Source organism: Paenibacillus sp. BAC0078 (genome assembly GCF_054483875.1).
In genome coordinates this window covers 1-24,415 of the sequence record NZ_JBTLRW010000014.1, presented here as the reverse complement: position 1 = coordinate 24,415, position 24,415 = coordinate 1, and the positions used below count along the sequence as shown (strand labels likewise).

Sequence of the window (24,415 nt, the reverse complement as noted above, 5' to 3'; positions counted from 1 at the left end):
AACAACAAGCCGCCTTTGCAGAAGGATTACATATAAGCGCTTTATTGGCTCAGTCTGGAAAATAGAGCGGCGGATAGCGTAAAAACTCGAAAAATGATTTACGCAATTGATCTTTTTCGATAATACCGGACTTACATTCGAAAGTTAATCTGTTTGATGTGGGAACGATCTCATATGGGAACGGTCTCACAATGGAGAGCGAGGTTAAGCCGTGAGAAATATTAAAGAGATTGCGCAATTGTCAGGTGTATCCAAATCCACAGTTTCCCGGGTGATTTCGGGCCGGGGGTATACAAGCCAGGAAGCAAGAGACAAAGTACTTAAAGTCATTCAGGAACTGCAGTACAAACCGAGTGCGGTTGCGCGGGCGATGGTCTCGCAGCGGACCCATAACATCGGCATATTGATCTACCGCCGCGAGTATCCGGTCGCATCGCATCCCTTTTACGGAAAAATACTGGATGCCATTCTGGCGACAGCTTCTCCGATGAACTATTCGGTGTTTGTGACCACGGAGTATGAGATGTCGCTGCGCTCCGCCGATTTCATGCTGGAGAAACGAGTGGACGGGCTGATCCTGATCAGCCGCCTGGAACAGAATGTGATTGATCATATCGGTAAATTTGGTGTTCCGTACATCATGGTGAACGGGTCCACGGATGTTCCCGGTGTCATTCATATCGTCAACCGCGACCAGAATGGAGGCATGGAAGCCGCCCGGCATTTGAGCGGACTTGGGCACCGCCGGATATTCGTGCTCGCCGGACCGCAGTCCCACCGGAGCCATCATCTCCGTCTGGAGGGCTTCCGCACCTATATGAACGGGCAAGGCTACGAGTTCGGCGAATCCGACATCACATATCTGGAGTCCTCAACCTTTGAGGAAGGCTACCGGAAAATGGAGGAGCACTGGGAGCATTTCCGTAGCCACCCCTACACAGCGATCTTCGGCACTAACGATATGATCGCGCTGGGGGCGATGAAGTTTTTGATGGAGCATTCCGTTACAGTTCCCGGGCAGGTGGCTGTTATGGGCTTCGACGATATTGATGCTGCATCCATTCTGACCCCTTCGCTGACTTCGGTGCGAGTGGATACGGAGATGATGGGAAGGCTGGCCTGCGAGATGCTGGACAAGCTGATCCGGCATGAGCCGGTAGAAGAAACGGCAATTGAGCTAGAGCCGCAGCTGGTGATCCGGGATTCAACCACACGATTTCAATAACGGCTTTATGCCGGAGACGAAAGGAGAAGCGCTGTAATGAGATGGTATTTAAAAGCTGTTGGACCTAAAAAAATCATAGAGTTTTTGTTGCTGGCCGGCTTCGTGATTTTCTTCATGGGCCCATTGTTAAATCTGGCCATCCTGGCTTTTACCGGACAGTGGAATTACCCGGATACGCTCCCGAGAGAGTGGTCTCTGAAATGGTGGTCCTTTGTGCTGTCCCAGGACGGAATTGCTAAGTCAATCGGACTGTCATTTGGCATCGCCGCTATTGTCACTTCGGTGTCGATCCTGCTGTGCGTTCCAGCAGCGTACGCGTTCGCACGGATTCGCTTCCCGCTCAGCCGTTTCTTCCTGTTCTCGTTTCTGCTAACACACGCTTTTCCCAAAATGGGCCTCTACGTTTCAATAGCTGTATTGTTCTATAAGATCGGCCTGATGAACACGCTTCTTGGAGTGGTGCTCATCCATATCATTAACGTGCTGATGTACATGACTTGGATACCTACCTCTTCCTTCCGGAATGTGCATGTGGCCCAGGAGGAATCGGCAAGAGATGTGGGAGCAAGCCCGTTTCGCGTATTCCGCAGCATTACCCTTCCGCTGGCTATGCCGGGAATCATTGTCGCTTCGATCTTTACTTTCCTGAGCTCACTGGATGAGGCGCAGGGAACCTATCTCGTTGGGGTGCCTAATTTCAGAACGATGCCCGTTGTCATGTACGGCATTATTACGGATTATCCCGCTTATGCCGGCGCAGTTTTCTCGATTATATTGACAGCCCCGACCTTGATTCTGCTGCTCGCTGCTCAGAAGTTCGTAAGCGCAGATGTCCTGTCGAGCGGATTTCAAATGAAATAACTGGCGTAATTCCGAAGTCATTTTGCTAGGAGGTTATTATGCAGGCTCATTTATCCATACAGAAGCTGTCGAAGCGGTACAAGACCGGTGACGGTGTCACCGATATTTCACTGGATGTAAGAAAAGGGGAAATGATTACGCTGCTTGGCCCCTCCGGCTGCGGCAAAACGACGGTGCTGCGCAGCATCGGCGGTTTCCTGGACCCGGACTCCGGCGACATCATGATCGAAGGGAGAAGCGTGCTCAGCGCTCCTCCCGAGAAACGTCCGACGTCGATGGTGTTTCAGGGCTACAATTTATGGCCGCATATGACGGTTTATGAGAATTTGGCCTTTGGACTCAAGATCCGGAAGATCAGGAAGGCTGATCGCGATAAGGCAGTTTCGCAAGTGCTTGACCTGGTTCGTCTGCCCGGCTCCGAGAAGAAATATCCCGCACAGCTGTCAGGCGGACAGCAGCAGCGCATTGCGGTGGCGAGATCGCTGCTGCTGAAGCCGGCGGTGCTGCTGCTGGACGAGCCTTTCTCCGCCCTGGACGCCAAGCTGCGCCACGAGATGCGTGAGGAGCTCCGCGAAATCCAGGCTGAGCTTGGACTGACGATGGTTTTTGTTACTCATGATCAGGAGGAGGCATTATCCATCTCCGACCGGATCGTGGTCATGAACCATGGCCGGATCGAGCAGATTGCAACACCGCAGGAGATTTATGATGAGCCGAAATCTTTGTACGTCGCACAGTTTATCGGGAAAATGAATTTTGTTAAGGGGGTGATTACCGGGGATGTAATTCAAATAGGTTCACTTCACTTTCCGAATGCTGCCGGCCTGTCAGGCGAGGCAACCGTTGCGGTTCGGCCGGAGGATGTTGTATTGGAGAGTTCAACAGGAAGCGGGCTTCATGGAATCATTAAACAAATTATGGTGCTTGGACACTATGCCGAAGTATCGGTCGACATCCGGGATCATGGCATAATCCGGGCCTTCGTGGCCCGTGACAAGGTTAAGGAATTGCAGCAGGGTCAAGAGATTTCCGTTCGGTTCTCCAAAATTTTGGCGTACCCGCAAGCGTAAACCCATTTTCCAAGACTTTTATAAATTCATAAATCCTGAGGAGGCATTTGTGCATGTTGAACAAGAAAAAAGCTCTATCTCTAACGGCAAGTCTGGTTGTGGCCGGTTCTTTGCTGGCTGGCTGCGCGTCTGACAAGAAGGCTGAGTCCGCTACAGCCGGAGGCGCGAATTCCACTTCAGCTCCAGAGGCCCAAGCGACAGAGTTCACTTTCTATTACACGGGTTCGCAAAATGTGGATGATTTATGGAAAACGCTGATTCCGATGTTTGAAGAGAAAAACCCGGATATTAAGGTTAACCCCGTCTACGTGGCTTCCGGTACGGCAGCACAGCCTACCTACGATAAAATCATGGCTGCCAAACAGGCTGGCAAAGGCTCGGGCGGTGTGGATCTCTATGAGAGCTCAATTGATGACGTCACCAAAGGCAAAAAAGATGATCTTTGGGATACGCTCAGCACCGGCCAGATTGCTAACTTGAAAAACGTAGACCAGCAAACGATGAACGATGTATCCAATTTGGCCGTTCCTTACCGTTCGTCCGCAGTGGTGCTCGCCTATAATAGCGATAAAGTCAAGACGCCTCCACAGACACTGGACGAGCTCTACGACTGGATCCGCGCCAATCCGGAGAAATTTGCTTACAACGATCCTTCGACCGGTGGTTCCGGCAGCTCGTTTGTTATTACATCAATCTACAAATTCCTGCCGGAAGAGGCCATCCACAACTCTGATCCAAGCATTGAGAGCCAGTGGACGCAAGGTTTTGATCTGCTGAAGGATCTGGGCAAATATGTATACGGCAAAGGTATTTATCCGAAGAAAAACCAGGGAACACTCGACCTGCTCGCCAGCGGTGAAGTAGACATGATTCCGGCCTGGTCGGATATGGTGCTGGATCAGATCGCCAAAGGACAACTGCCTGCTACCACCAAAATGCAGCAAGTGACCCCAGGCTTTAATGGCGGCCCGACTTATCTGATGGTGCCTAAGCTTTCTGACAAGAAAGACGCGGTGTACAAATTCCTCGATTTCGTACTGTCACCTGAAGCGCAGACGGAGGTCGTTAACAAAATGCAGGGCTTCCCGGGCATTCAATTGACCAATATGCCTCAGGCCATCCAGGATTCCTTCAAAGGTGTATCCGAAGGCTACCGGACATTCAGCCTCGGGGATCTGGGTAAAGACATCAATCAGAGATGGCAAAGTGAAGTTGCTGCCCAATGAGCAGACAAGTAAAAAGGGGGCTACTGGGGATTTCCCTGGTTCTCCCTTCCTTTTTGATTCTGGTGTTTATCGTCGTTCTGCCCATTATCAGCTCCTTGAAGGAAAGCCTCACAAATAAAACGGGCGGTTATGATCTTTCCAACTATAAATACCTGTTCACGGATAAGCTGATGCGTTCCAACATTATCTTCACCCTTGAGATCACCGTGATCTCTTCCCTGCTTGTCCTGGCTATCAGTTATGTCCTCGCGGTCTATATGCGGTTTAACGACGGCTTTGCCGTGCGGTGGATCCGCCGGATGTACATGATTCCGATCTTCATTCCTACCGTTATCGCAACTTACGGCCTGATTCAGCTGCTCGGCAATCATGGATGGGCGTCGCGGATTTTGTTCCATCTGGGAGAGGAGAGCTTTCCGCGGATTATTTATGATATGAAGGGCATCATTATCGCCAATTTATGGTTCAACGTACCGTTTACGACGATGCTGCTGGGTTCCGCTTTGTCATCTGTGCCGGATTCCGTTATTGAAAGCGCCAAGGATGTCGGCGCAGGACGGCTTAGAATTTTCTTCAGATTGATTCTTCCATTGACGTATAAGACGCTGCTCGTAGCTGTTACCTTCGTGTTTATGGGTGTGATTGGTTCCTTCACGGCGCCTTATCTGGTGGGTCCCAATGCTCCGCAAATGCTCGGTGTCTCCATGGAACAGGTCTTCGGCGTTTTCCAGGACCGTCAGCTTGCTGCAGCTTTGGCCTTCTTCACCTTCCTGTTGTGTTCGTTTATCGGTTACTTTTATGTCCTGTCCATGATCAAAGAGGAAGGGATGCGGAAGTCATGAAGACGGTATTCGTGGATGCACTGTGCAAAGTGACACCCGCATGCTCGAAATCGCATATTTCCTACCGGTTCTTCCTGACTTCGGCGGGAGGACGGTTAGGGATCAATTTTTCTTACAGACCTAAACAACTGGAGGATATCGAGAAAGCCAAAGCCTTGATCGAGCGTAGCATTGACCTCTACTTTGAGGAGGAAACCATAGAACAGGCCAAAGCGCGCTATACCTCGTATTTGCCGCTGAACAATTTGCTTACGGTATCGGTTGACGGTCCGGATGGACACCGCGGCGCGGCGCACCGGCACGATCCTGAACAGTTTTTGTATTTATCCGAAAATGAGGCTTCTCCCGGCCTGGTCTGCGGGGAGATCGGGAAGGGAATGTGGGAGGTTACTTTAAGCCTGCATGCCGTCGTAACCGATTACTGTGAATATTCGCTGCAAATCTGGCAGGAAGAGGAGGCGGCGCAATGACCTGGATGGCCTGTGAGCTTCATACGCATACGTTTCACAGTGACGGCAGGCAGTCCTTGGCCGAGCTGGCCTGGGGAGCCAAGTCGCTTGGCTTTGACTGTATTGCCCTGACCGATCACAATACGATGGCAGGCCTTACGAACAAAGAGCAGGTTGAACGCGAGACCGGGCTGCTGATTATATCAGGGATGGAATGGACCACCTTCTTCGGTCACATGGTGACCATCGGGATTAAGGATTACCAGGATTGGCGCAAGGTGGGACCGGGAGATATCCATGCCGGATTGACCCGGATTCATGAGCAGGGCGGACTTGCCGGCATGGCTCATCCGTTTCGGCCCGGCAGCCCGATGTGTACGGGATGCTATTGGGAGTTTGAAATCGGCGACTGGAATGAGATTGATTATATCGAGGTCTGGTCCACGACCTTTGCACCGGTGAAGAAGAATAACATCCGTGCGTACCGGCTGTGGACGGACAAATTGAACGAGGGCTTCCGGCTAGCCGCCACCTCGGGACGCGACTGGCATATCCAGGAGCCGGCGGGTGAACCGCTGTCCGTGACCTACCTGCGGATTGAAGAGGGGGAAGCGCCGTTTACTGAACGGGCGATAGAGGCTTTGTCCTCCGGCCGGGTCTCCGTCACCTTGGGACCAAGGCTGGATCTTGAAGTGAACGTTAGCGGAAAGGTGCATCAAATCGGGGATGTAGTCAGCGGAATAGATGAAACTGGGCAATTGGCAGTCGTTCAGGTTCAGGCGGATTTTACCGTCCGCCATGAGCATTGGCATTTGCCGGAGCAATTATTTACGATCAGTCTGAAGAGCAATTCAGGAGTACTGTCCGAGTTCACCGCACTGCCGGATAATCTTCCGCTTCATGCTGAAATCTCCGTTCAAGGCTTGCTGTGGATACGCGCCGAACTGTGGGGCGTGGTTCAGGGGGTTCGGACGCTGATTGCCTTTACGAATGCTATTTATTTTGAATAATATCATATGGATTGTACACAAGAAGAAGGCGGAGGTGCAGAGATGGAGACACAAAGAAGGGGACGGTTCCCTTTTGTTACAGCTCATACCGGCTGCATGGAGACGCTGGACAATACTCTGGAATCTGTGCGGAGGGGTGTTGAGCTTGGGGCAGATATCATTGAGGACGATATCCGGGTAACGAAGGACGGAATCGCCATCCTGGCGCATGATGACGTCTGGACCACGGTGGAAGGGCGGAGCATCCGCATCTCGGAGTCGGACTATACAGAGCTGCAGAATGTGAAGGTTGTCGTTGATTATGCAGGTAAAAGAGGCAGTATGGCGTTCAGCACGCTGGAAGAGATGCTGCTGTTGCTTAAGCCGTCTGGAGCAATCGCCAACCTCGATCTGAAAGTGGACGAAGCTGTGGAAGCTGCCGCAGAGCTGGTACGTAGACTAGACATGCTGGAACAGGTCTTTCTGTCAGGCTGCGAAAGTGAGCGTGCCCTGCTCGCGCAGCGCAGACAGCCTCAGCTCAGGAAGCTGCTTAATGCAGACACCCAGCTCTTCAGAACTTCACCATATGAGCTAGCCGTTGAGATGACCTTTCGGGAGGCGCTGGAGGCTTCCTGTTTTGGGGTCAATATTTATCATGAATTTGTGACCTCATGGTTTATGGAGCGCGCCCATGCTCATGGACTTCCCGTTTATGTCTGGACCGTGAATGAGACGCGGCTAATGGAGCATTATGCCGATCTTGGCGTTGCATCCATTACGGCACGCAATGTGCAAGATTTGGTGAGCCTGAAGCAGGAAAGAACCAAAGATGCATCATTATCTTGATGACAAGCTCTTAATGAAGCGGCGAAGGGAAACAAGATCACGGGCAAGCCGTGGCCTTGTTTCCCTTCGTCATTTGGCGGCAATGCCTCCGGTTCTGCCTGCTCGGGCTTGAACAGCGGAGTCTTCATCAAGCCCATCGCTCCACTTTGGGGGTTATTCACTCCCCCGCTTTGTGAACACCTGAAAAGCCACCCCGAACCTGTCGGTGACCATGCCGTAAGCGGGACTGAAGTAGGTGGGGCCGAGTTCTATGTCCACTTGCCCGCCTTCTTGTAAAGAGTGGTACAACCGCTCTGCCTCTCCGGCATTGTCCACCGTAATGCAAATGTTGATGCTATTGCCCGGGCGCAGCACCTGTCCCTCCTCCAGATCGGCTACAAAAAAATCCGTCTCTCCTACGCGCAGCACGGAATGGGCAATGAGTGCCTTCTCTTGCTCGGACATCGGTGAATGGGGATTCTGCGGCCCTTCTCCGACGGTTTGCTTGAAGAGCAGCTTTGCCCCCAGCACCTCCTGATAAAATTCAATCGCCTTCTGTGCAGTTCCGCCCAGCAGTATAAAAGGGTTTAGCTGTAATGTCATATTCAAATCTCTCCCTACTATTGAATTTGCCCGGTTCAACTGGGCTATGAGTTCATTGTAGAGTATAATAGTGACAAGTATTGTCACAAATAAAAAATAAAATGGAGTTATGCCATGTCTAAATCAAAACGGCTGCTGGACCTGATGATGACCGTCAACCGCAAACGCAAGTTCACGGTCAAAGAGCTGGCGGAGGAGTTCGGCGTATCTTCACGGACCATCCTTAGAGATCTGCAGGAGCTTGGGGAGCTGGGCGTCCCGCTGTATTCCGAAGTAGGACCGCACGGCGGCTACCAGGTGCTGAACGAGAGAATCCTCCCGCCGATTGCATTTACCGAGGAAGAGGCGGTGGCGATCTTTTTCGCCAGCCATGCCCTGCGTCATTACAGCTATCTGCCTTTCAAGGAAGAATCCGTATCGGCGTTGCGCAAATTCTATCATTACATGCCTGGAGATGTCCGTGACCGTATTGACGGGATAAAGAACCGGATTGATTTCGTGACCCCGGCCAGACAGGCGGAGTTCCCGTATCTCGCCATTCTGCTGGAAGCGGCTACAGCTCAGAAAGTGCTGCGGATTGATTATGAGTCCAAAGGCAAACGCATGGAGCGGGCAATACAGCCAATCGGCATTTATGCCAGCAGCGGGCTGTGGTATTGTCCGGCCTATTGTTTTCTGCGCGGCGGCATCCGCGTGTTCCGCTGTGACCGGATGCGTGCGGCGGTGTACGACACCTCCGGGCTTGCGCCGCTGGATCTGCGGCATGTGCATCTGGGAAATATAGATGAGTACAATCCTGTGCGGCAGGGGGGAGAATTGGAGCGGGGAGCGGATAACAGACAGGGGCGGGAGACCACCAAGAATCGGGAGCAGGTCCGCCTGCATATTGAGCTGACGAATGAGGGTGTTCAGGCTTGCGAGGCCGAGCTGTGGTCGTCGTCCTTACTCCATATCCGCGAAGACGGGACCGGCTGGCTGGAAGGAGATATTCCCGGCACCGACCTGCGGTTCTTCGCCCGGTTCGTGATTGGCCTCTGCAATGAGGCTGCGGTCCAGGAGCCGCCGGAGCTGGCCCAGGCGGTTAAGGAGCTGCTTACTGAAATGCTTGCGAAGTATAAGTAGAGTTGTGCGTATTCTTCATTTTGTGGATATGCCGTTACCCTTGCTATCCTGTCACATATTTTATAGAGAGATAGTGTTGATTTTCACGGATAAGGGGAGCGATATAATGGAAGCTAGCTCAAAAAATAGTATAAAGAAGCAGGGGGTTTCCATTATTACCTGCACAAACCGCCAAAGTTTTTTAAAGAACCTGTTCAATAATTACAAAAGGCAGAACCATCCAAAGAAAGAACTGATCATTATTGTCAACAACAACAAGATACCGCTTGAACCCTATCAGAGCTTAGCTAAAAAGCTGCGAAACGTGCATGTTTTCCGTGTTCCGGGCCGTTCCTCTCTCGGTACATGCCTCAACTACGCCGTCAAGAAAGCGAAATACAGCTACATTGCCAAATTCGATGACGATGATTATTACGCTCCCTATTATTTGTCAGAAACCCTGAAGACCTTCCAAAGAACAAATGCCGATGTTATTGGAAAGCGGGCCCATTATATGTATCTACGCGGCTCAAAGACGCTTATCCTTCGTTTTCCACATGATGAAAATCGGTCCGTAAATACACTCCCAGGCGCGACACTTGTCATTAAGAAGGGTGTGTTTAACAAAGTTCAGTTTCCGGATCAAAACGTTGGTGAAGATGATCTTTTTTGCAAAAGAAGTTTACAGAAGGGATATAAGGTGTATTCTGCAGGAAAATATAATTTTGTCGCCATACGCAGGAAAAACTCATCAAATCATACGTGGATCATCAGCGATAAAGAGCTAATCTCGCATCACAAAAAAATTCCGTCTGTTAAGAACTATAAGAGCTTTGTACAAAGAAAACCAAAGGGTATTCAGTAAAATCACCTCTCCGGTGTCTGGCCCAGCCACACTTCTGCCAGACGCCGGATCCCCTCCTCAATGCTTGCCTCGGCAATGCCGCCGAAGCCCAGAATAAATTCCGGCTCATCATTATCCGGCCGGTTCCACCAGGTATAGGACATTGGCGTAATTCGGATGCCTGCGGCCCCTGCGAGCTCCGCGAGCTGGCGCGCACTGCCGCCGTTTCTTAGCGTGAGCAGAAGATGAAATCCGGCGCCTTGGCCGGAAACGATAGCCTTTTCCCCGAAATAATGCTGGATGGAGTGCAGAAGAAGATCATGTTTCCTCTGATAGAGCAGGCGCATCCTCCGCATATGTCTGGCAAAATACCCTCTCTCGATAAAATAATGCAGCGCAATCTGATTGAGCCGGGAGGCGGAATGCTCCAGGTACAACTCGCTTTTCAGGCGGTGATAGTCCGGCAGAAGCTGCTGCGGCAGCACCATATAATGAATGCAGAGCGCCGGAGCTACCGACTGGGCGACGCTGCACATGTAGATCACCGGACTATTATCCAGCAGCCCCTGCAGCGCAGGAATCGGACGACCACGATAGCGGAACTCGCCGTCATAATCATCTTCGATAATATAGCCGCCGCTTGCCTGCGCCCACTCCAGCAGCGCCAGCCGTTTCGCAATCGGCATCACCATGCCCCGGGGAAACTGGTGGGAGGGCGAGATGTATACGGCGTTTGCTCCGCTGGCGTATAGCTGCCGTACATCAAGCCCGTCTTCCTGCAGCCGGATGGGCAGGATTGCGAAGCCGTGCCGCCTGAAAGCTGCCGGAAGCAGGTGGTAGCCGGGATCTTCAATAGCGAGCCGACCCGTCTTTCCCTGAAGCAGAAGTGCTAATAGCGAGCACAGCGTATACTGGTCGCCGCCGATTACAATCTGCTCGGGGGTGCAGAGCAGCCCGCGGAATTGCCGCAAATGGGCGGCAAGGCTTAGGCGCAGAGCAGGCTCGCCTTGCGGGTCGCCATACTGCAGCAGATCAGGGTTCGTTAGCTGCTCCTGGTAGAGGCTGCGCCATATTTTGTTCGGGAAGACGGAGAAGTCATTCCGCGAAATATGGAAATCATAAGCATACGTCCGGGGATCGCGGGCGGTAATGGGCTGGGGCGGCAGAGGGGGGCGCTCCAGACCCTCCGCTATTTCGCTGAGCAGGTGCACCTTCTGCACGCTGTATCCGCTGCGCGGCTTGCTGGCTATGAAGCCTTCGGACAAGAGCTGCTGGTAGGCAAGCTCTACAGGAGTGGTGCTGATATGGATTTGGGCAGCCAGATCACGAATCGAAGGCAGCCGGGAGCCTGCCGAAAGCGAGCCGCTGGTAATCTCATTTTTAAAATAATCATATAACTGTATGTAGTAGGGGACTCCACTATTTTCACTGAGTGTTGGCACAAGCAGCATGAGATCACTCCAATCTGTCCTTTGAAAAAAGACGATTCTGTCTATTTTAAAGTATACAGTTCTGCAATACCATAGAGCTACATAAATGACAGGAGATGAGAGTATGAGCAAGCATTCGGGACTTCTATCAGGGCAAAGGGTGTATCTGCGCCCGCTTAACGCGGAAGACGCCGAGCTGTACTACCACATGTTCTATGGCACGGAGACCCGCAGACTCACAGGGACGCAGAAGCATATGACCAAGGAGCAGATCGCGGCATATATTGAGCGCAAGCCCGGGGATGACAGCTCGGTGCTGCTGCTGATCGCCCTTAAGGAGAATGATGAGATCATCGGCGACATCGCCATTCAGGATATGGACCGTAATAACCGTACAGCCAACCTGCGGATTGCCATCGGCGAGGAGCGGCATCAGGGACAAGGCTACGGCCGGGAGGCACTGCTGCTGATGCTAGACTACGGCTTCGGGATTTTGAATCTGCACCGTATTGAATTGGAGGTCTATACATATAATAACCGTGCCGCGCACGTGTATGAGTCGATTGGCTTTGTCCGGGAAGGCGTGCGGCGTCAGGCGCTTTTTTACAATCATGAGTACCATGATGTGGTAATGATGAGTATGCTGGAGACGGAGTATCGGGAGCGATATATTCATTAAAGGTCAAATAAGGTCAAAACGTTTATAATCCCAAAATTTGTGCTGTAAAATAAGCTGAAACGCCGGATTTTTCCGGATTTTCGGCTTTTACGGGTTTTGTTATGTACCTGCGAGGAGATTATAATAAAGCCATAGGTCAAATAAAGTCAAAGTCAAATGAGAGGAGAATGTATGATGTTTGATTTGGTTCCTTTTGGAAAACGCAGAGATGATGCTTTTGGTGTGCTGGCCAAGTCCCTGAACGAAGTGTTTAATGATGATTTTTTTGCACCGATTAAAAGCTCCACGATGTCCTTCCGGACGGATATCCGCGAGAGCGAGCAGGCGTATCTGATTGAGGCTGAGCTGCCCGGCTTCAAAAAAGAAGAAATCGACATTGATTACGCCAGCCCTTATTTGACGATCAAGGCGGTCCGGAGCGAAGAAAATAACGAGGAAAACAAAGACCATCAGGTGGTGCGAAGAGAACGCCGGTATGGAGAATATGTGCGCCGGTTCTATGTGCAGGACATCGCCGAGGATGAAATTCGCGCTTCGCTGAAGGACGGTCTGCTGACCCTTTCGGTACCGAAACGGCAAAAGCCGCTAGGCAAACGGATTGAGATCCAGGACAGCGGCTCTACCGGAGAACAGCTTCAATAAGCGGGTAAGTTGACGGTTAAGTGCAGTGCGGCGGGCATCCGAGGGAAGCGGAGAGCCGGGCGGCTGCGGTATGAGGATGGAGACGTCCAAGTCCGGCGGGGCGGCTGGAAATTAAGGAGACCCGGGTATAGTGGCCAGCACCGTATACCCAATAAGGCTTCTGCAGTATCAGCGGCTTTGCCGGGCTTTTCATATAGCACCATCATTCAGGCGCATTGTAGTGGGAGATTCCGGCTATGGTGCGTCTTTTTACGGGATACAGCAACGGAATATGAATATAGCATTTTAAGGGCTGACGGAAATAGGGTAATAAAAGGCAGGAAATGGCGGCTTGCCCGCCGCATTTTACGAAAGGAGGAGGCACATTTGGCAGCTAACTATTATGAAGCGCTGGGCGTAGGAGAGAAGGCCACAAAGCAGGAGATCAAAAAGGCCTATCAGAAGCTCGCGAAGAAGTGGCATCCCGATGTCAATAAGGCGCCGGAGGCGGAAGCGAGGTTCAAGGAAGCGGCGGAGGCGTATGAGGTCCTGGGCAATGAGGAGAAAAGAAAAGCCTACGATGAGGAGCTTCGCTACGGCTTCGGAGGCGCAAGAAGCGGCGGGGCGCGGCGCGGCGGAGCTTCGTCTTCGGCGTATGGAGATTCGCCTTTCGGTGCGGGCTGGAGCGGAAGCTACTCCTCCTCCGGCGGGATTTCCGAGGACGATTTGTTTGGAATGTTCTTCGGCAGCCGGGGTGCGGCGGACCGGGCGGGGTTTGATTTTTTCGGCAGCGGCGGAGCAGGCGGACCCTTCGGTGAAGCGCGCAGCACGATGCAGGCGCAGCTTGAGGTTACGCTGGAGCAGGCTTATAAAGGCGGGAGCATCCGGGTGCAGGTAGGAGGCAAGGATGTGAACGTCAGTATCCCGGCGCGTGCCGCCGAAGGAACGGTTATCCGCATTCCCGGCAGCGGCGGAAATGGAGCAGCGCAGGGCGGAGACCTGCTGATCTCACTGCATCTGCTGCCGCATGATGTTTACGAGCCGGAGGGCGGAGATCTGTACGGCACGGTGGAGATTGCGCCGTGGCAGGCTGTGCTTGGCGGCGAAGCCAAGGTGCCGCTGCCGGACGGCAGCAGCGTGAAGCTGAAGATCCCGGCCGGGATGGCCAGCGGCAAAACGCTGCGCCTCTCCGGCAAGGGTCTGAAGCGCCCGAATGGCGCGAACGGTGACATATTGTTCGCGGTGGAGATTGTGATTCCCGCCGAATTGACGGAGGCGGAGAAGAAGCTGTACCGCCAGCTATCCGAAGCTGGCAGCTTCCAGGCCGGGGCCAAACGGTCGGCCCCGGGCGGAGCCGCGCGGCGCAAAGCCGCGATGGGCTGAGACCCGCGCCGCCATAACATAGCACAGAAAGGTGATGAAGAAGATGGACTTCAACAAATTAACACAGAAGCTGCAGGAGGCGGTTGCCGCAGCGCAGTCGCTGGCGGCGGCAGGCGGGCATCAGGAGATTGACACGCTCCATCTGCTGAAGGCGCTGCTTCAGCAGCATGAGGGTCTGCTGCCGCGCCTGCTGCAGAAGATGAACATTCCCGCAGCAGAGCTGCTGCAGGGTACGGAGGAGCTGCTGCAGCGGAAGCCTAGCGTCAGCGGCTCGGGGGCAGGCACAATGCGGCGTTATGCGTCCCAGCCCTTGATCGCCGTGCTGGAGCAGGCCGAGCGGGAAGCAGCGCAGATGCAGGATGAATTTGTGGCGGTGGAACACGCTGTACTGGCAATGGTGTCCGATTCCGGCAGCGGGAACCGCGAGCTGCGCGGGTTGTTCGTGAGCCGCGGAGTGACGCGCGACAAGCTGCTGGCGGTGCTCGCGGACATTCGCGGTCATCAGCGGGTGACAAGCCGGGAGCCGGAAGCAACCTATGAGGTGCTGGAGAAATACGGCCGCGATCTGGTAGCCGAGGTGCGGGCGGGCAAGATTGACCCCGTTATCGGGCGCGATGGCGAGATTCGCCGGGTCATTCGCATCCTTTCCCGCAAAACGAAGAACAACCCGGTGCTGATCGGAGAGCCGGGCGTAGGGAAAACTGCGATTGTCGAAGGGCTGGCCCACCGGATTGTCCGCAAGGATGTGCCGGAGGGGCTGAAGGACAAGACGATCTTTTCGCTGGATATGAGTGCGCTGATCGCCGGGGCCAAGTACCGGGGGGAATTCGAGGAACGGCTGCAGGCGGTGCTGAAGGAAATCCGCGAGAGCGACGGACGGATCATCCTCTTCATTGACGAGCTGCATACGATTGTCGGCGCAGGCAAAACCGAAGGAGCGATGGACGCCGGGAACATGCTGAAACCTATGCTGGCGCGCGGCGAGCTGCATTGTATCGGGGCGACAACCCTGGATGAATACCGCAAGTATATCGAGAAGGACCCAGCCTTGGAACGGCGTTTCCAGCAGGTGCTGGTCAGTGAGCCGGATGTTGAAGACACGGTTTCTATTCTGCGCGGCCTGAAGGAGCGTTTCGAGGTCCACCACGGGGTCAAAATCCACGATAGCGCGCTGGTCGCAGCCGGTGTATTGTCGAACCGCTATATTACGGACCGTTTCTTGCCGGATAAGGCTATTGATCTGGTAGATGAAGCGTGTGCGATGATCCGCACGGAGATTGATTCCATGCCGGGTGAGATGGATGCAGTGACACGCCGCCTGATGCAGATGGAGATTGAAGAAGCCGCGCTCAAAAAAGAAACCGACGACGCCAGCAAGCGCCGCCTGGAGACTTTGCAGCGTGAGTTGGCCGATCTTAAGGAGAAGCATCTCGGGATGACGGCGCGCTGGGAGAAGGAGAAGTCGGCCATTCAAGGACTGCGCGAGCTGAAAAAGAAGCTGGAGCAGGCCCGCAAGGATCTGGTGGACGCGCAGGAAGACTACGATCTCAACAAGTCTGCAGAGCTCAGCTACGGGATTATTCCCGACCTGGAGCGGCAGCTTAAGGCCGCAGAGGAAGCGGCGGCACAGGATCAGGAGAGCCGTCTGCTGCGTGAAGCCGTGACCGAAGAGGAGATCGCCGACATCGTCTCCCGCTGGACCGGCGTTCCGGTGAGCAGACTTGTAGAAGGCGAGCGGGATAAGCTGCTGCGTCTGGAGGATACGCTGCATGAACGGGTAGTCGGACAGGAGGAGGCAGTCCGGCTGGTCGCGGATGCGGTGCTCCGGGCGAGAGCAGGCATCAAGGACCCGAACCGGCCGATTGGCTCGTTCCTGTTCCTCGGGCCGACCGGGGTCGGCAAGACAGAGCTGGCGAAGGCGCTGGCCGTGTCGCTGTTCGACCGTGAAGACGGCATGATCCGTATTGACATGTCGGAATACATGGAGAAGCATAGCGTGTCCCGCCTCGTTGGTGCGCCTCCCGGGTATGTCGGCTATGAGGAAGGCGGCCAGCTCACGGAAGCGGTGCGCCGCCAGCCGTACACCGTGGTCTTGCTGGATGAGGTGGAGAAAGCCCATCCCGACGTGTTCAACATCCTGCTGCAATTGCTGGATGACGGGCGGCTGACCGATTCACAGGGCCGGATGGTAGACTTCAAGAATACAATCATCATCATGACCTCGAACATTGGCTCGCCGCATCTGATTCAAGGCACTGACGACAACGGGGAGCTGACGAATGCGGTCAAGGACAGAGTGATGAAAGAGCTGAGCGGACATTTCCGGCCGGAGTTCCTGAACCGCGTGGATGACATTGTGATGTTCAAGCCTCTGGCTTTGGATGAAATCGAACAGATCGTGCTCAAGCTGGCAGATGGCCTGCGTCTGCGTCTGGCTGAACGGGGTGTGGGCCTTGATCTGAGCGGGTCGGCGGTACGGTTCATCGCCAGAGAAGGCTTCGATCCGGTGTATGGCGCAAGACCGCTGAAACGGTTCATCCAGCGCAGTCTGGAGACCCGTGTGGCCCGTGCGCTTATCGCCGGTGAAGCGGAAGAAGGCTCGGTGATGGAGGTACACGAAGCCGGAGGCGAGCTGAGCATTTCGATCACCAAGCCGAAGCCTGTGGAGGAGCCGCTGAGTTCGGTGTGAGGAAGTGGCTTTTGGAGCTGGCAGCATTCAAGCCGGTGGAACGGTTAACCAGGTAGCTGCACTTAGTACAATTAAACAGGCTGGAAATTCTCATAGCCGAGGTTTAATTGTATTTCGTGCAGCTGTTTTTGGGATATTTGGCGAAATCCGCCTCCCGGCCGAATTTGAATTGCAGCAAATACAACTAAGTCTCTCAGAAGCTCAATTAGAGCTGAAATAATTGTACAGAGTACAGTTAGCCAGCAAAACCAGACGGAGTTCTACCCAGGGCCGGTGCCGATACCGGACGATCGCGGACAGGAAGACTCTTTATTCACCCTTTCACCACAAGGAAATATATGTTTTGGTGTCTGCGGCGAACCTGTTATACAATACCGCATAGACAGACTTAGGAATCTATACTGCGGCTAGAGGAGTTGGGGTCAATGGAACAATCACCGCTGAAGGTACAACAGTTGATCAATCTCCTGCTGGCGATGAATCCGCGCGCCGAGGTGTTCTGGTACGATGCGGAGGGGAAATACCGGCCGCTGACAGACGAGGATGTGCAGGAGATTTATGCACCAGAGGAAGCTGCGAAGACGGTTGCGCATATCGGCGGACCCGGTAGAGCAGCAGAAGCGGAGGAAACCGTATGAAGCAGGCGTTGATTACCTTGGAGAAAGGGACAGCCATTCAACTTGAGCTCTTCGAACAAGATGCGCCGGGAACCGTAGCCAATTTCGAGAAGCTGGCGAACAGCGGCTTTTATGACGGTGTGACCTTTCAGCGCGTCGTTCGGGACTTTGTAGCCCAAGGCGGCTGTCCGGAAGGCACCGGCAGAGGGGGGACGGACAAAATCCCCTGCGAGACGCAGAACAATCCCCATAAGCATGTGCGCGGGGCGTTGTCGATGGCTCATTTTGGGCCGGGTACTGGAAGCTGCCAGTTTTTTATTTGCTATGATACTTTTGATTATCTTGATGGCTGGCATACGGTATTTGGGCAGGTAACCGCAGGGATGGAGCATGTCGATGCCTTGAAACGCGGGGATGTAATGAAGGAAATCAGGGTGTGGTAAAGTAGCCTGGAAGCGCCAATGGTTTCTTTTTCCTCCAAGTTACATTTATGTGAAATTCCATCCATTGTTATTCCGAGTATTCCGATGTATAATTCAAAAAACAACGAGTGAAGTTGCTCATAGACAATGGAGGAGAGAAAGATATGAGAAGAGGGTTATCTGGACTTGCAGTTATAATGATATTAACATTTTTGATCAGTGCGTGCTCCGGGGGGAATAACGCCGCATCACCGGCAGCCAGCAATGCGCCTGCAGAATCACAGCAGCCTGCTGCCAGCGAAGGACCAAAAGACGGAGGAAACCTGATCATCGGGGTCGCTTCCGATCCGGTAGTGCTGAATCCGAACTATGCGGGTGACCGTGTCAGCCTGACCATCGACCAGGCGCTGTATGCGCCGCTGTTCCAAGTGAATAACGGCAAGAAAACCTTTTATCTGGCGGATAGCCTGACACCTTCAGCCGATAATCTTACTTATACACTGAAGCTCAAGAGCGGACTTACCTGGCATGATGGTGAGAAGCTGACGGCTGACGACGTAGTGTTCACTATCGACAAAATTTTGGATGAGAAGCAGAACAGCTTCCTGCGGGCCAACTTCCTGATTGGCGACAAGCCGATCACAGCCAAGAAAGTGGATGATCTGACTGTAGAATTCAAGCTGCCGCAGGTCAGCCCGGCTTTTGAAGCTACGCTGGTGCAGGTCTCTCCAATTCCAAAGCATATTTTTGAGAACGAAGCCGACATTGAGAAAAGCACCAAAAACGCCGCTCCCGTCGGTTCCGGTCCCTTCAAGTTCAAAGAGTACAAGGCTGGCGAATATCTGACGCTGGAACGATTCGATAACTATTTCGGCGGCAAGCCGCATCTGGATTCGGTAACCTACCGGATTGCCAAGGATGCCAATGCAGCGAACCTTGCTCTGCAGAACGGTGAAATCAACGTGCAGTATCTTGATCCTAAGGATGTAGCTACGATTCAGGCTACGAATAATTTTGAAATCCTGCCATACGCTGAGGGACGTCTGTCCTATCTGATGTTCAATGCGAACAGCGATACCGGCGTTCTGGCGAAAAAAGAAGTCCGTCAAGCCCTGTCGCTGGCGCTCAGCCGCGATGAAATTATCCAGACAGCGTACACTTCGAGTGAATATGCTGATCCGGCCAAATCCTTCTTGACTCCGGACGCGCTATACTTCACCAATGATGTGCCTACCTTCGATAACGATGCAGCCAAGGCGAAGCAAATGCTGGAAGCGGCAGGGGTCAAGAACCTGAAGCTGAGATTCATTGTACAGAGCGGCAACAAGGCGCAGGAAGCGATCTCCCTGTATGTGCAGCAGAAGCTGAAGGCTGTTGGCGTGGATGTTGAACTGCAAAGCATGGATTCCTCTGCCTGGGTGCAGAAGTTCATCGACCTGAAGGCTACCGACTTCGAACTGGCCTTGACCGGTTATATCATGGGTTATGATCCGGATGCTTACCGCATTCTGTTCACATCCGGCGCTTCCTCCAACTATTCGCATTATGCGAACCCTGAAGTCGACAAGCTGCTGAATGAAGGTGCAGGCGAAGCCGATACCGCCAAACGTGGAGAAATCTATAAAAAAGCACAGGAGCTTGTTGCAGAGGATGCGCCAATCTATCCTATCGCTTATACTAAAACTGTCGTTGCTGTATCCAAGAACTATGGCGGACTTGAAGAAGCGGTGCTGAAGCCTGTCGTTATCTTCGAAGACCTGTCCAAGATCTACCTTAAATAAGATCAGCCAAAAAATAAGTACGGGAAAAAATAAGCTGGGCACCCAGCTTATTTTTTTGCCGATCAGGAGCGGGAGAAGCTGCGTATGAGACAACTCATCGTCCGAAGATTGCTGCAGACACTGCCGATGCTGTTTTTTGTATCGGTTGTGTGTTTTACAATGATCAAGCTGGCTCCGGGAGATCCGGTGCTGTCTTTTGTTACACCGAATATGCACGCGGAGGATATTGAACGTATCCGCCATAACCTGGGACTGGATAAACCGGCCTATATTCAATATTTCATCTGGATCAAAGAGATAGCGCAGGGCAATTTCGGCTATTCCCTCGTCAATCATCAGCCTGTGCTCGGACAAATTCTGGAGCGCCTTCCGGCCACAGCCGGTCTGATGGGCAGTGCCATTGCCCTTGCGGTGGTGCTGGCGATTCCGCTTGGCCTGATTGCTGGTGCGAACCGCAACCGCTGGGTAGACAAGCTCATCAATTTTATTTCCTATATCGGGATTTCGATTCCGTTATTCTGGCTGGCGATTCTGCTGATGTATCTGTTCGCGATCAAGCTGCACCTGCTGCCGAGCATGGGCATGCGCACGATTGGTGTGGAGTCGGCTGTGGATGTGCTGAAGCATGGCATTTTGCCATGCACTGTGCTGGCCTTCGGTTTTCTCGCCGGGTATGTACGTTATATCCGCTCCAGCACCATCGGACAACTGAAAGAGGAGTACGTGCAGATTCAATATGCTTTTGGCTCGAAAAAGTCCACGATTCTGTTCCGGCATGTCATGAAGCATGTGCTGCTGCCGGTGATTACGCTGCTCGGTATGTCTATGGGCGATCTGGTGGCGGGAGCTATCGTAACGGAGACGGTCTTTTCCTGGCCGGGTATCGGCTCGCTGGGCATGACGGCGGTCAAGGGGATGGATTATCCGGTGATCATGGGGATTACCCTCTTCTCCTCACTGATGCTGATCATCGGCAATCTGGCCGCAGATATACTCTACAGTTTCGTGGACCCACGAATCAAATTGAAAAAGGGGTGACCTCATGAATCGCAGTAAATGGAAAAATGTAAGGGACGAGCTGTTTACAAACGGTCTGGGTGTCGCCGCCTTGCTGACTCTGATCGTGTTCACGCTCGGGGCGATTTTCGCCTTTCTGTCCGGCTATGATCCCAATGCTATGGACGCTATGGCCCGGCTTACGCCGCCGGGGGCCGGCCACTGGTTCGGCACCGACGACTATGGGCGGGATTATCTGGCGAGAGCTTTGTACGGAGGGCGCGTATCTCTGCTGGTCGGGTTTGCTTCGATGATCGTAGCGACCGGCATCGGGGCCACGATAGGTGTAATCAGCGGCTATTTCGGCGGCTGGCTGGATAATCTTCTGATGCGGATGCTGGATGTGATCATGTCGATCCCGTCGTTTCTGATTCTGCTGCTGCTCAGCGTATATTTGAAGCCAAGCGTCGGCAATATCATCATTATTATCGCACTCCTGATGTGGATGAACGTGGCCCGGGTCGTCCGGGCAGAGACGATGACTATCAAGGAACGCGAATATGTGCTCTACGCCAAGGCTTCGGGACAAAGCGGCTTCGGCATCATCTGGCGGCACATTCTTCCCGGCCTTGTGCCGGTCATTATCGTGGGCGCGACCAACAATATCGCTTCAGCGATTATGATGGAATCGTCGCTGAGCTTTCTCGGCTTCGGGGTGCAGCCGCCGAATGCCACCTGGGGCAGCATGCTGAACAGTGCGCAGGGCTACATCGCCCAGGCGCCGTATCTGGCGCTGTTCCCGGGGCTTTTGATCCTGCTGACGGTGCTGAGCTTTAATGTGCTGGGTGATATTTTGCGGGTGGGCTTTGAACCGAAGCTGATCCGAAGATAGGGAGTGAAGACATAATGACGGAACATCTGCTGTCTGTTGAAGATTTGAAGGTTTCGTTCGCTACCCGGGACGGTGAGAACCAGGCTGTCCGTGGAGTCAGTTTTCATATAGATGCCGGTGAAACTGTTGGGATTGTAGGGGAATCCGGCAGCGGCAAAAGCGTCACAGCCAAGGCGATTATGTCGCTCATTACGCCTCCGGGCCGCATCACTGCCGGAAATATCCGGTTTCGCGGCGAGAGCCTGTCTGGGCTTTCGGAGAAGCAGTGGCGGCACCTGCGCGGCAACCGGATTGCGATGGTTTTTCAAGACCCGATGACCTCGCTGAACCCGGTGAAAAAAATCGGCCAGCAGCTCACAGAGGTCATCCGCAGGCACCGTGGGCTGGATAAAGAAGCCGCCTATGCCGAGGCGGCCAAGATGCTGCGCCAGGTGGGGATTCGCGATGCGGAGCAGCGTCTGCAGCAATATCCGCATGAATTCAGCGGCGGCATGCGGCAGCGGGTGATGATCGCTATGGCGCTGTCCTGCCAGCCGGAGCTGCTGATTGCCGACGAGCCGACAACGGCGCTGGATGCAACGATACAGGCGCAAATTCTTGACCTTTTTAAAGAGTTAAAAGGCAATTCCGATACAGCGGTCGCGCTGATTACGCATGACCTCGGCGTGGTGGCGCAGGTCTGCACCCGGGTAATCGTCATGTACGGCGGATTGATCATGGAGGAAGGAACGGTGGAGGATATCTTCTACCGGCCCCAGCATCCATACACCCAAGGCCTGCTGCGCTCCATTCCGAAGCGCGGCGGCGGTTCGCGTGAACGGCTCATTCCGATTGAGGGTACACCGCCCGATCTGCTCGACCCGCCTCCCGGCTGCCCGTTTATGGAGCGCTGCCCGCATGCTTTTGGCCGCTGCAGAGAGCTCCCTCCGGCAGTAGAACTCTCTCCGGGCCACCGCTCAATGTGCTGGTTGGCACAAGGGACGCAGGAGCAGCCGGCAGCTAATGCTGAGGGGAGGGATTCCAGTGAGTGAGAGCAAGGTATTGGTGGATGTGAATAATCTCAAGAAACACTTCTCCAAAGGCAAGGATATGCGCGGACGCGATACAGCCGTGCTGAAGGCTGTCGATGGCGTCAGCTTCCAAATCCGCCAGGGCGAGACCTTCGGTCTGGTAGGCGAATCCGGGAGCGGCAAGTCTACAGTGGGCCGGTGTCTGCTCCGGCTGTACGATTATACAGCCGGTGAGGTGTTCTTCGATGGACAGCCGCTCGGCAAGCTGGGTGAGAAGGGGCTTAAGCCTTTCCGCCGCCGGATTCAGTCCATCTTCCAGGACCCGTATTCTTCGCTGAATCCGAGCCTGAATGTGCTGGAGCTGATCAGCGAGCCCATGAAAATCCACGGCATCTACCAGGGCGATGAGCGCAAGGAAGCAGTCGCTGCGCTGCTGGAGCGGGTAGGGCTGAAGAGAGAGCATCTGTACCGCTATCCCCACGAGTTCAGCGGCGGACAGCGCCAGCGCATCTCCATTGCCCGGGCGCTGTCGGTGCGGCCTGAATTTGTCGTCTGCGACGAGCCGATCTCGGCGCTCGACGTTTCGGTTCAGGCTCAGGTCGTCAATATGCTGGAAGATCTGCAGTCCGAATTCGGCCTGACGTATCTGTTCATCGCCCATGACCTATCGATGGTCCGGCATATTTCCGACCGCATCGGCGTCATGTACGGGGGCCGTCTGGTTGAGGTGGCGGAGAGCGATGAATTGTACGACAATCCGCTTCATCCTTACACCAAAGCACTGCTGTCTTCCATTCTGGAGACAGACCCGCAGAAGGTAAGCCAGCGGATACAACTGGATGGCTATGCCGGGGCGGGCAATTCGGGTGAGCAGGCTGAGCTGCGGGAAGTAAGCCCGGGCCACTACGTGGCCCTTGACTAATTAGATAAATTACAATCGTAATGGGAGGTTATGAGATGACAGATACTTTAAATAAGGTGAAATTGTCGCAATGGGATGCACTGCTGGTGGAATCACTGCGTTCCCTGGGCTGGTCCGATGAAGAGCTGCTGCGCAGAGTTGAATCGGGAGAGCTTCCGGTCGATGAGAGCGAATATGAATTCGATTATACCCAGTTGACCGCTTTGGCGGGCGAGCAGCCGGAGCAGTTCCGGCAGGCAGTGACCGGCGGCTATCAGATCAAGTACAACACGATCCGCGGCATCCGCAGTTGGATTTTCGTCGCGCTCGGCATACAGGCGGAGCTGGAACTGGAGGAAGGCAAAGAAGCTGTAGAAGTGGCTTTGACACAGGACGAGAAGAACCGGCTTGAATCGGTTCTGTCCTTCGGCTGGCAGATTATAGCTGCCGGCAGCGCCGGAGTATACCGGATCGAGCCTATTCAGAGATAGGCGTGATATGAGAACAGATTGCCCTCCTGGCCATATGTGCCAGGAGGGCAATTTTGCGTTAATCGGCGGTGTAAAGTTTCCTTCGTCCAGAATATGCTAATGTATGGCTGCTGCACTGCGGAATTGAACAAATTTTGTTTGTGTATTTCTGCGGTGTTTCTGAAACGTGTATCGTCTAATAGACGTATGAGAAGAAACGGAAAAACGGCATAGGATGTATAGAGGGAATAAGAATTGTGTGTGAAATGAAAGAGCCAGGGGAGTTCGTTGAAATAAGGCGGTGCTGTGTAGAATTAGGTGGAATTAGTCAGACTGTTGAGAAACCCAATAATTCAATACGACATCGCATTCATTTGGTATAATATAGGTAACTTTGTAAGAAAGTGCGGTGTCTCATGTTAAACGAGAAGGATCAAGGGAATAGCGGGAAATATCAAATGGAGCTTGTCTGTTTGGATCAGTTGGTTC

General features: G+C 53.5%; 25 protein-coding genes. 23 read left to right on the top strand and 2 right to left on the bottom strand.

The genetic code is table 11. The annotated features are described in order from the left end of the window. Positions 1–211 precede the first annotated feature (211 nt). From ACX1DY_RS22365 to ACX1DY_RS22330, 8 genes are read left to right on the top strand one after another with little or no spacing between them, the layout of a single operon-like run. Complete coding sequence (locus ACX1DY_RS22365; RefSeq protein WP_458966405.1) at positions 212–1,225, top strand: LacI family DNA-binding transcriptional regulator; 1,014 nt, start codon at positions 212–214, stop codon at positions 1,223–1,225. Positions 1,226–1,261: 36 nt separating this feature from the next. Then, positions 1,262–2,086 (top strand): ABC transporter permease, encoded by an 825-nt coding sequence (locus tag ACX1DY_RS22360; protein ID WP_458966404.1) that lies wholly within the window; start codon positions 1,262–1,264, stop codon positions 2,084–2,086. 38 nt (positions 2,087–2,124) lie between these two features. Next, positions 2,125–3,156 (top strand): ABC transporter ATP-binding protein, encoded by a 1,032-nt coding sequence (locus tag ACX1DY_RS22355; RefSeq protein ID WP_458966403.1) that lies wholly within the window; start codon positions 2,125–2,127, stop codon positions 3,154–3,156. A gap of 53 nt (positions 3,157–3,209) precedes the next feature. Then, the gene (locus ACX1DY_RS22350; protein WP_458966402.1) at positions 3,210–4,382 is read left to right on the top strand and encodes an extracellular solute-binding protein; all 1,173 of its coding nucleotides are present in this window, start codon (positions 3,210–3,212) and stop codon (positions 4,380–4,382) included. Continuing rightward, positions 4,379–5,224, top strand: a complete 846-nt coding sequence (locus ACX1DY_RS22345; protein WP_458966401.1) for an ABC transporter permease — start codon at positions 4,379–4,381, stop codon at positions 5,222–5,224. Before ACX1DY_RS22350 ends, ACX1DY_RS22345 begins: the two co-directional genes overlap by 4 nt. Next, positions 5,221–5,694 (top strand): hypothetical protein, encoded by a 474-nt coding sequence (locus ACX1DY_RS22340; RefSeq protein WP_458966400.1) that lies wholly within the window; start codon positions 5,221–5,223, stop codon positions 5,692–5,694. Before ACX1DY_RS22345 ends, ACX1DY_RS22340 begins: the two co-directional genes overlap by 4 nt. Next, entirely contained in the window at positions 5,691–6,683 is a 993-nt protein-coding gene (locus ACX1DY_RS22335; protein WP_458966399.1) for a CehA/McbA family metallohydrolase, read from the top strand. The genes ACX1DY_RS22340 and ACX1DY_RS22335 overlap by 4 nt, the downstream gene beginning before the upstream one ends. 42 nt (positions 6,684–6,725) lie before the next feature. After that, positions 6,726–7,508 carry a glycerophosphodiester phosphodiesterase gene (locus ACX1DY_RS22330; RefSeq protein ID WP_458966398.1) on the top strand — a complete coding sequence of 261 codons (783 nt, stop codon included), beginning with the start codon at positions 6,726–6,728 and terminating at the stop codon, positions 7,506–7,508. Positions 7,509–7,661: 153 nt separating this feature from the next. On the opposite strand, the gene ACX1DY_RS22325 is transcribed toward ACX1DY_RS22330, so the two are convergent. Further along, positions 7,662–8,090, bottom strand: coding sequence for a VOC family protein (locus ACX1DY_RS22325; RefSeq protein WP_458966397.1), 429 nt, complete (start codon positions 8,088–8,090; stop codon positions 7,662–7,664). 114 nt (positions 8,091–8,204) lie between these two features. Between ACX1DY_RS22325 and ACX1DY_RS22320 the strand changes: the two genes are divergently transcribed. After that, entirely contained in the window at positions 8,205–9,212 is a 1,008-nt protein-coding gene (locus ACX1DY_RS22320) for a helix-turn-helix transcriptional regulator (RefSeq protein ID WP_458966396.1), read from the top strand. 106 nt (positions 9,213–9,318) lie between these two features. After that, a complete protein-coding gene (locus tag ACX1DY_RS22315) occupies positions 9,319–10,056 on the top strand; it encodes a glycosyltransferase family 2 protein (RefSeq protein WP_458966395.1) in 738 nt (245 codons plus the stop codon). A 2-nt stretch (positions 10,057–10,058) separates the two neighbouring features. On the opposite strand, the gene pdxR is transcribed toward ACX1DY_RS22315, so the two are convergent. Continuing rightward, entirely contained in the window at positions 10,059–11,486 is a 1,428-nt protein-coding gene (gene pdxR / locus ACX1DY_RS22310; protein ID WP_458966394.1) for a MocR-like pyridoxine biosynthesis transcription factor PdxR, read from the bottom strand. Positions 11,487–11,589: 103 nt separating this feature from the next. Between pdxR and ACX1DY_RS22305 the strand changes: the two genes are divergently transcribed. The 13 genes from ACX1DY_RS22305 (at position 11,590) to ACX1DY_RS22245 (ending at position 23,947) form a co-directional block, all read left to right on the top strand. Continuing rightward, entirely contained in the window at positions 11,590–12,144 is a 555-nt protein-coding gene (locus ACX1DY_RS22305) for a GNAT family N-acetyltransferase (RefSeq protein WP_458966393.1), read from the top strand. 174 nt (positions 12,145–12,318) lie between these two features. After that, entirely contained in the window at positions 12,319–12,786 is a 468-nt protein-coding gene (locus ACX1DY_RS22300; protein ID WP_458966392.1) for an Hsp20/alpha crystallin family protein, read from the top strand. A gap of 366 nt (positions 12,787–13,152) precedes the next feature. Further along, positions 13,153–14,148, top strand: a complete 996-nt coding sequence (locus ACX1DY_RS22295; RefSeq protein WP_458966391.1) for a DnaJ C-terminal domain-containing protein — start codon at positions 13,153–13,155, stop codon at positions 14,146–14,148. A gap of 43 nt (positions 14,149–14,191) precedes the next feature. Continuing rightward, on the top strand, positions 14,192–16,837 hold the full coding sequence (gene clpB, locus ACX1DY_RS22290; RefSeq protein ID WP_458966390.1) for an ATP-dependent chaperone ClpB: 2,646 nt from the start codon (positions 14,192–14,194) through the stop codon (positions 16,835–16,837). Positions 16,838–16,841: 4 nt separating this feature from the next. Further along, positions 16,842–17,057 carry a hypothetical protein gene (locus ACX1DY_RS22285; protein WP_458966389.1) on the top strand — a complete coding sequence of 72 codons (216 nt, stop codon included), beginning with the start codon at positions 16,842–16,844 and terminating at the stop codon, positions 17,055–17,057. 205 nt (positions 17,058–17,262) lie between these two features. Then, positions 17,263–17,475 (top strand): hypothetical protein, encoded by a 213-nt coding sequence (locus ACX1DY_RS22280; protein ID WP_458966388.1) that lies wholly within the window; start codon positions 17,263–17,265, stop codon positions 17,473–17,475. Further along, on the top strand, positions 17,472–17,897 hold the full coding sequence (locus ACX1DY_RS22275) for a peptidylprolyl isomerase (RefSeq protein WP_458966387.1): 426 nt from the start codon (positions 17,472–17,474) through the stop codon (positions 17,895–17,897). The genes ACX1DY_RS22280 and ACX1DY_RS22275 overlap by 4 nt, the downstream gene beginning before the upstream one ends. Before the next feature lie 143 nt (positions 17,898–18,040). Then, positions 18,041–19,657: an ABC transporter substrate-binding protein gene (locus ACX1DY_RS22270; RefSeq protein ID WP_458966386.1), complete on the top strand. Its 1,617-nt coding sequence runs from the start codon at positions 18,041–18,043 to the stop codon at positions 19,655–19,657. Positions 19,658–19,741: 84 nt separating this feature from the next. Continuing rightward, complete coding sequence (locus ACX1DY_RS22265; protein WP_458966385.1) at positions 19,742–20,695, top strand: ABC transporter permease; 954 nt, start codon at positions 19,742–19,744, stop codon at positions 20,693–20,695. A 4-nt stretch (positions 20,696–20,699) separates the two neighbouring features. After that, the gene (locus ACX1DY_RS22260; protein WP_458966384.1) at positions 20,700–21,545 is read left to right on the top strand and encodes an ABC transporter permease; all 846 of its coding nucleotides are present in this window, start codon (positions 20,700–20,702) and stop codon (positions 21,543–21,545) included. A 14-nt stretch (positions 21,546–21,559) separates the two neighbouring features. Then, positions 21,560–22,576: an ABC transporter ATP-binding protein gene (locus tag ACX1DY_RS22255; RefSeq protein WP_458966383.1), complete on the top strand. Its 1,017-nt coding sequence runs from the start codon at positions 21,560–21,562 to the stop codon at positions 22,574–22,576. Further along, entirely contained in the window at positions 22,548–23,477 is a 930-nt protein-coding gene (locus ACX1DY_RS22250; RefSeq protein WP_458966382.1) for an ABC transporter ATP-binding protein, read from the top strand. The genes ACX1DY_RS22255 and ACX1DY_RS22250 overlap by 29 nt, the downstream gene beginning before the upstream one ends. A gap of 35 nt (positions 23,478–23,512) precedes the next feature. Next, on the top strand, positions 23,513–23,947 hold the full coding sequence (locus ACX1DY_RS22245; RefSeq protein WP_458966381.1) for a hypothetical protein: 435 nt from the start codon (positions 23,513–23,515) through the stop codon (positions 23,945–23,947). Positions 23,948–24,415: the final 468 nt, after the last annotated feature.

Bases quoted from the DNA above. Each gene is read 5' to 3' on its own strand.
- ACX1DY_RS22275 (WP_458966387.1), top strand. From the start codon at position 17,472: ATGAAGCAGGCGTTGATTACCTTGGAGAAAGGGACAGCCATTCAACTT.
- ACX1DY_RS22345 (WP_458966401.1), top strand. From the start codon at position 4,379: ATGAGCAGACAAGTAAAAAGGGGGCTACTGGGGATTTCCCTGGTTCTC.
- pdxR (WP_458966394.1), bottom strand. From the start codon at position 11,486: ATGCTGCTTGTGCCAACACTCAGTGAAAATAGTGGAGTCCCCTACTAC.
- ACX1DY_RS22305 (WP_458966393.1), top strand. From the start codon at position 11,590: ATGAGCAAGCATTCGGGACTTCTATCAGGGCAAAGGGTGTATCTGCGC.
- ACX1DY_RS22260 (WP_458966384.1), top strand. From the start codon at position 20,700: ATGAATCGCAGTAAATGGAAAAATGTAAGGGACGAGCTGTTTACAAAC.
- ACX1DY_RS22300 (WP_458966392.1), top strand. From the start codon at position 12,319: ATGTTTGATTTGGTTCCTTTTGGAAAACGCAGAGATGATGCTTTTGGT.
- ACX1DY_RS22335 (WP_458966399.1), top strand. From the start codon at position 5,691: ATGACCTGGATGGCCTGTGAGCTTCATACGCATACGTTTCACAGTGAC.
- ACX1DY_RS22280 (WP_458966388.1), top strand. From the start codon at position 17,263: ATGGAACAATCACCGCTGAAGGTACAACAGTTGATCAATCTCCTGCTG.
- ACX1DY_RS22255 (WP_458966383.1), top strand. From the start codon at position 21,560: ATGACGGAACATCTGCTGTCTGTTGAAGATTTGAAGGTTTCGTTCGCT.
- ACX1DY_RS22315 (WP_458966395.1), top strand. From the start codon at position 9,319: ATGGAAGCTAGCTCAAAAAATAGTATAAAGAAGCAGGGGGTTTCCATT.
- ACX1DY_RS22270 (WP_458966386.1), top strand. From the start codon at position 18,041: ATGAGAAGAGGGTTATCTGGACTTGCAGTTATAATGATATTAACATTT.
- ACX1DY_RS22360 (WP_458966404.1), top strand. From the start codon at position 1,262: ATGAGATGGTATTTAAAAGCTGTTGGACCTAAAAAAATCATAGAGTTT.
- ACX1DY_RS22325 (WP_458966397.1), bottom strand. From the start codon at position 8,090: ATGACATTACAGCTAAACCCTTTTATACTGCTGGGCGGAACTGCACAG.
- clpB (WP_458966390.1), top strand. From the start codon at position 14,192: ATGGACTTCAACAAATTAACACAGAAGCTGCAGGAGGCGGTTGCCGCA.
- ACX1DY_RS22330 (WP_458966398.1), top strand. From the start codon at position 6,726: ATGGAGACACAAAGAAGGGGACGGTTCCCTTTTGTTACAGCTCATACC.
- ACX1DY_RS22245 (WP_458966381.1), top strand. From the start codon at position 23,513: ATGACAGATACTTTAAATAAGGTGAAATTGTCGCAATGGGATGCACTG.
- ACX1DY_RS22265 (WP_458966385.1), top strand. From the start codon at position 19,742: ATGAGACAACTCATCGTCCGAAGATTGCTGCAGACACTGCCGATGCTG.
- ACX1DY_RS22340 (WP_458966400.1), top strand. From the start codon at position 5,221: ATGAAGACGGTATTCGTGGATGCACTGTGCAAAGTGACACCCGCATGC.
- ACX1DY_RS22350 (WP_458966402.1), top strand. From the start codon at position 3,210: ATGTTGAACAAGAAAAAAGCTCTATCTCTAACGGCAAGTCTGGTTGTG.
- ACX1DY_RS22355 (WP_458966403.1), top strand. From the start codon at position 2,125: ATGCAGGCTCATTTATCCATACAGAAGCTGTCGAAGCGGTACAAGACC.
- ACX1DY_RS22250 (WP_458966382.1), top strand. From the start codon at position 22,548: ATGCTGAGGGGAGGGATTCCAGTGAGTGAGAGCAAGGTATTGGTGGAT.
- ACX1DY_RS22320 (WP_458966396.1), top strand. From the start codon at position 8,205: ATGTCTAAATCAAAACGGCTGCTGGACCTGATGATGACCGTCAACCGC.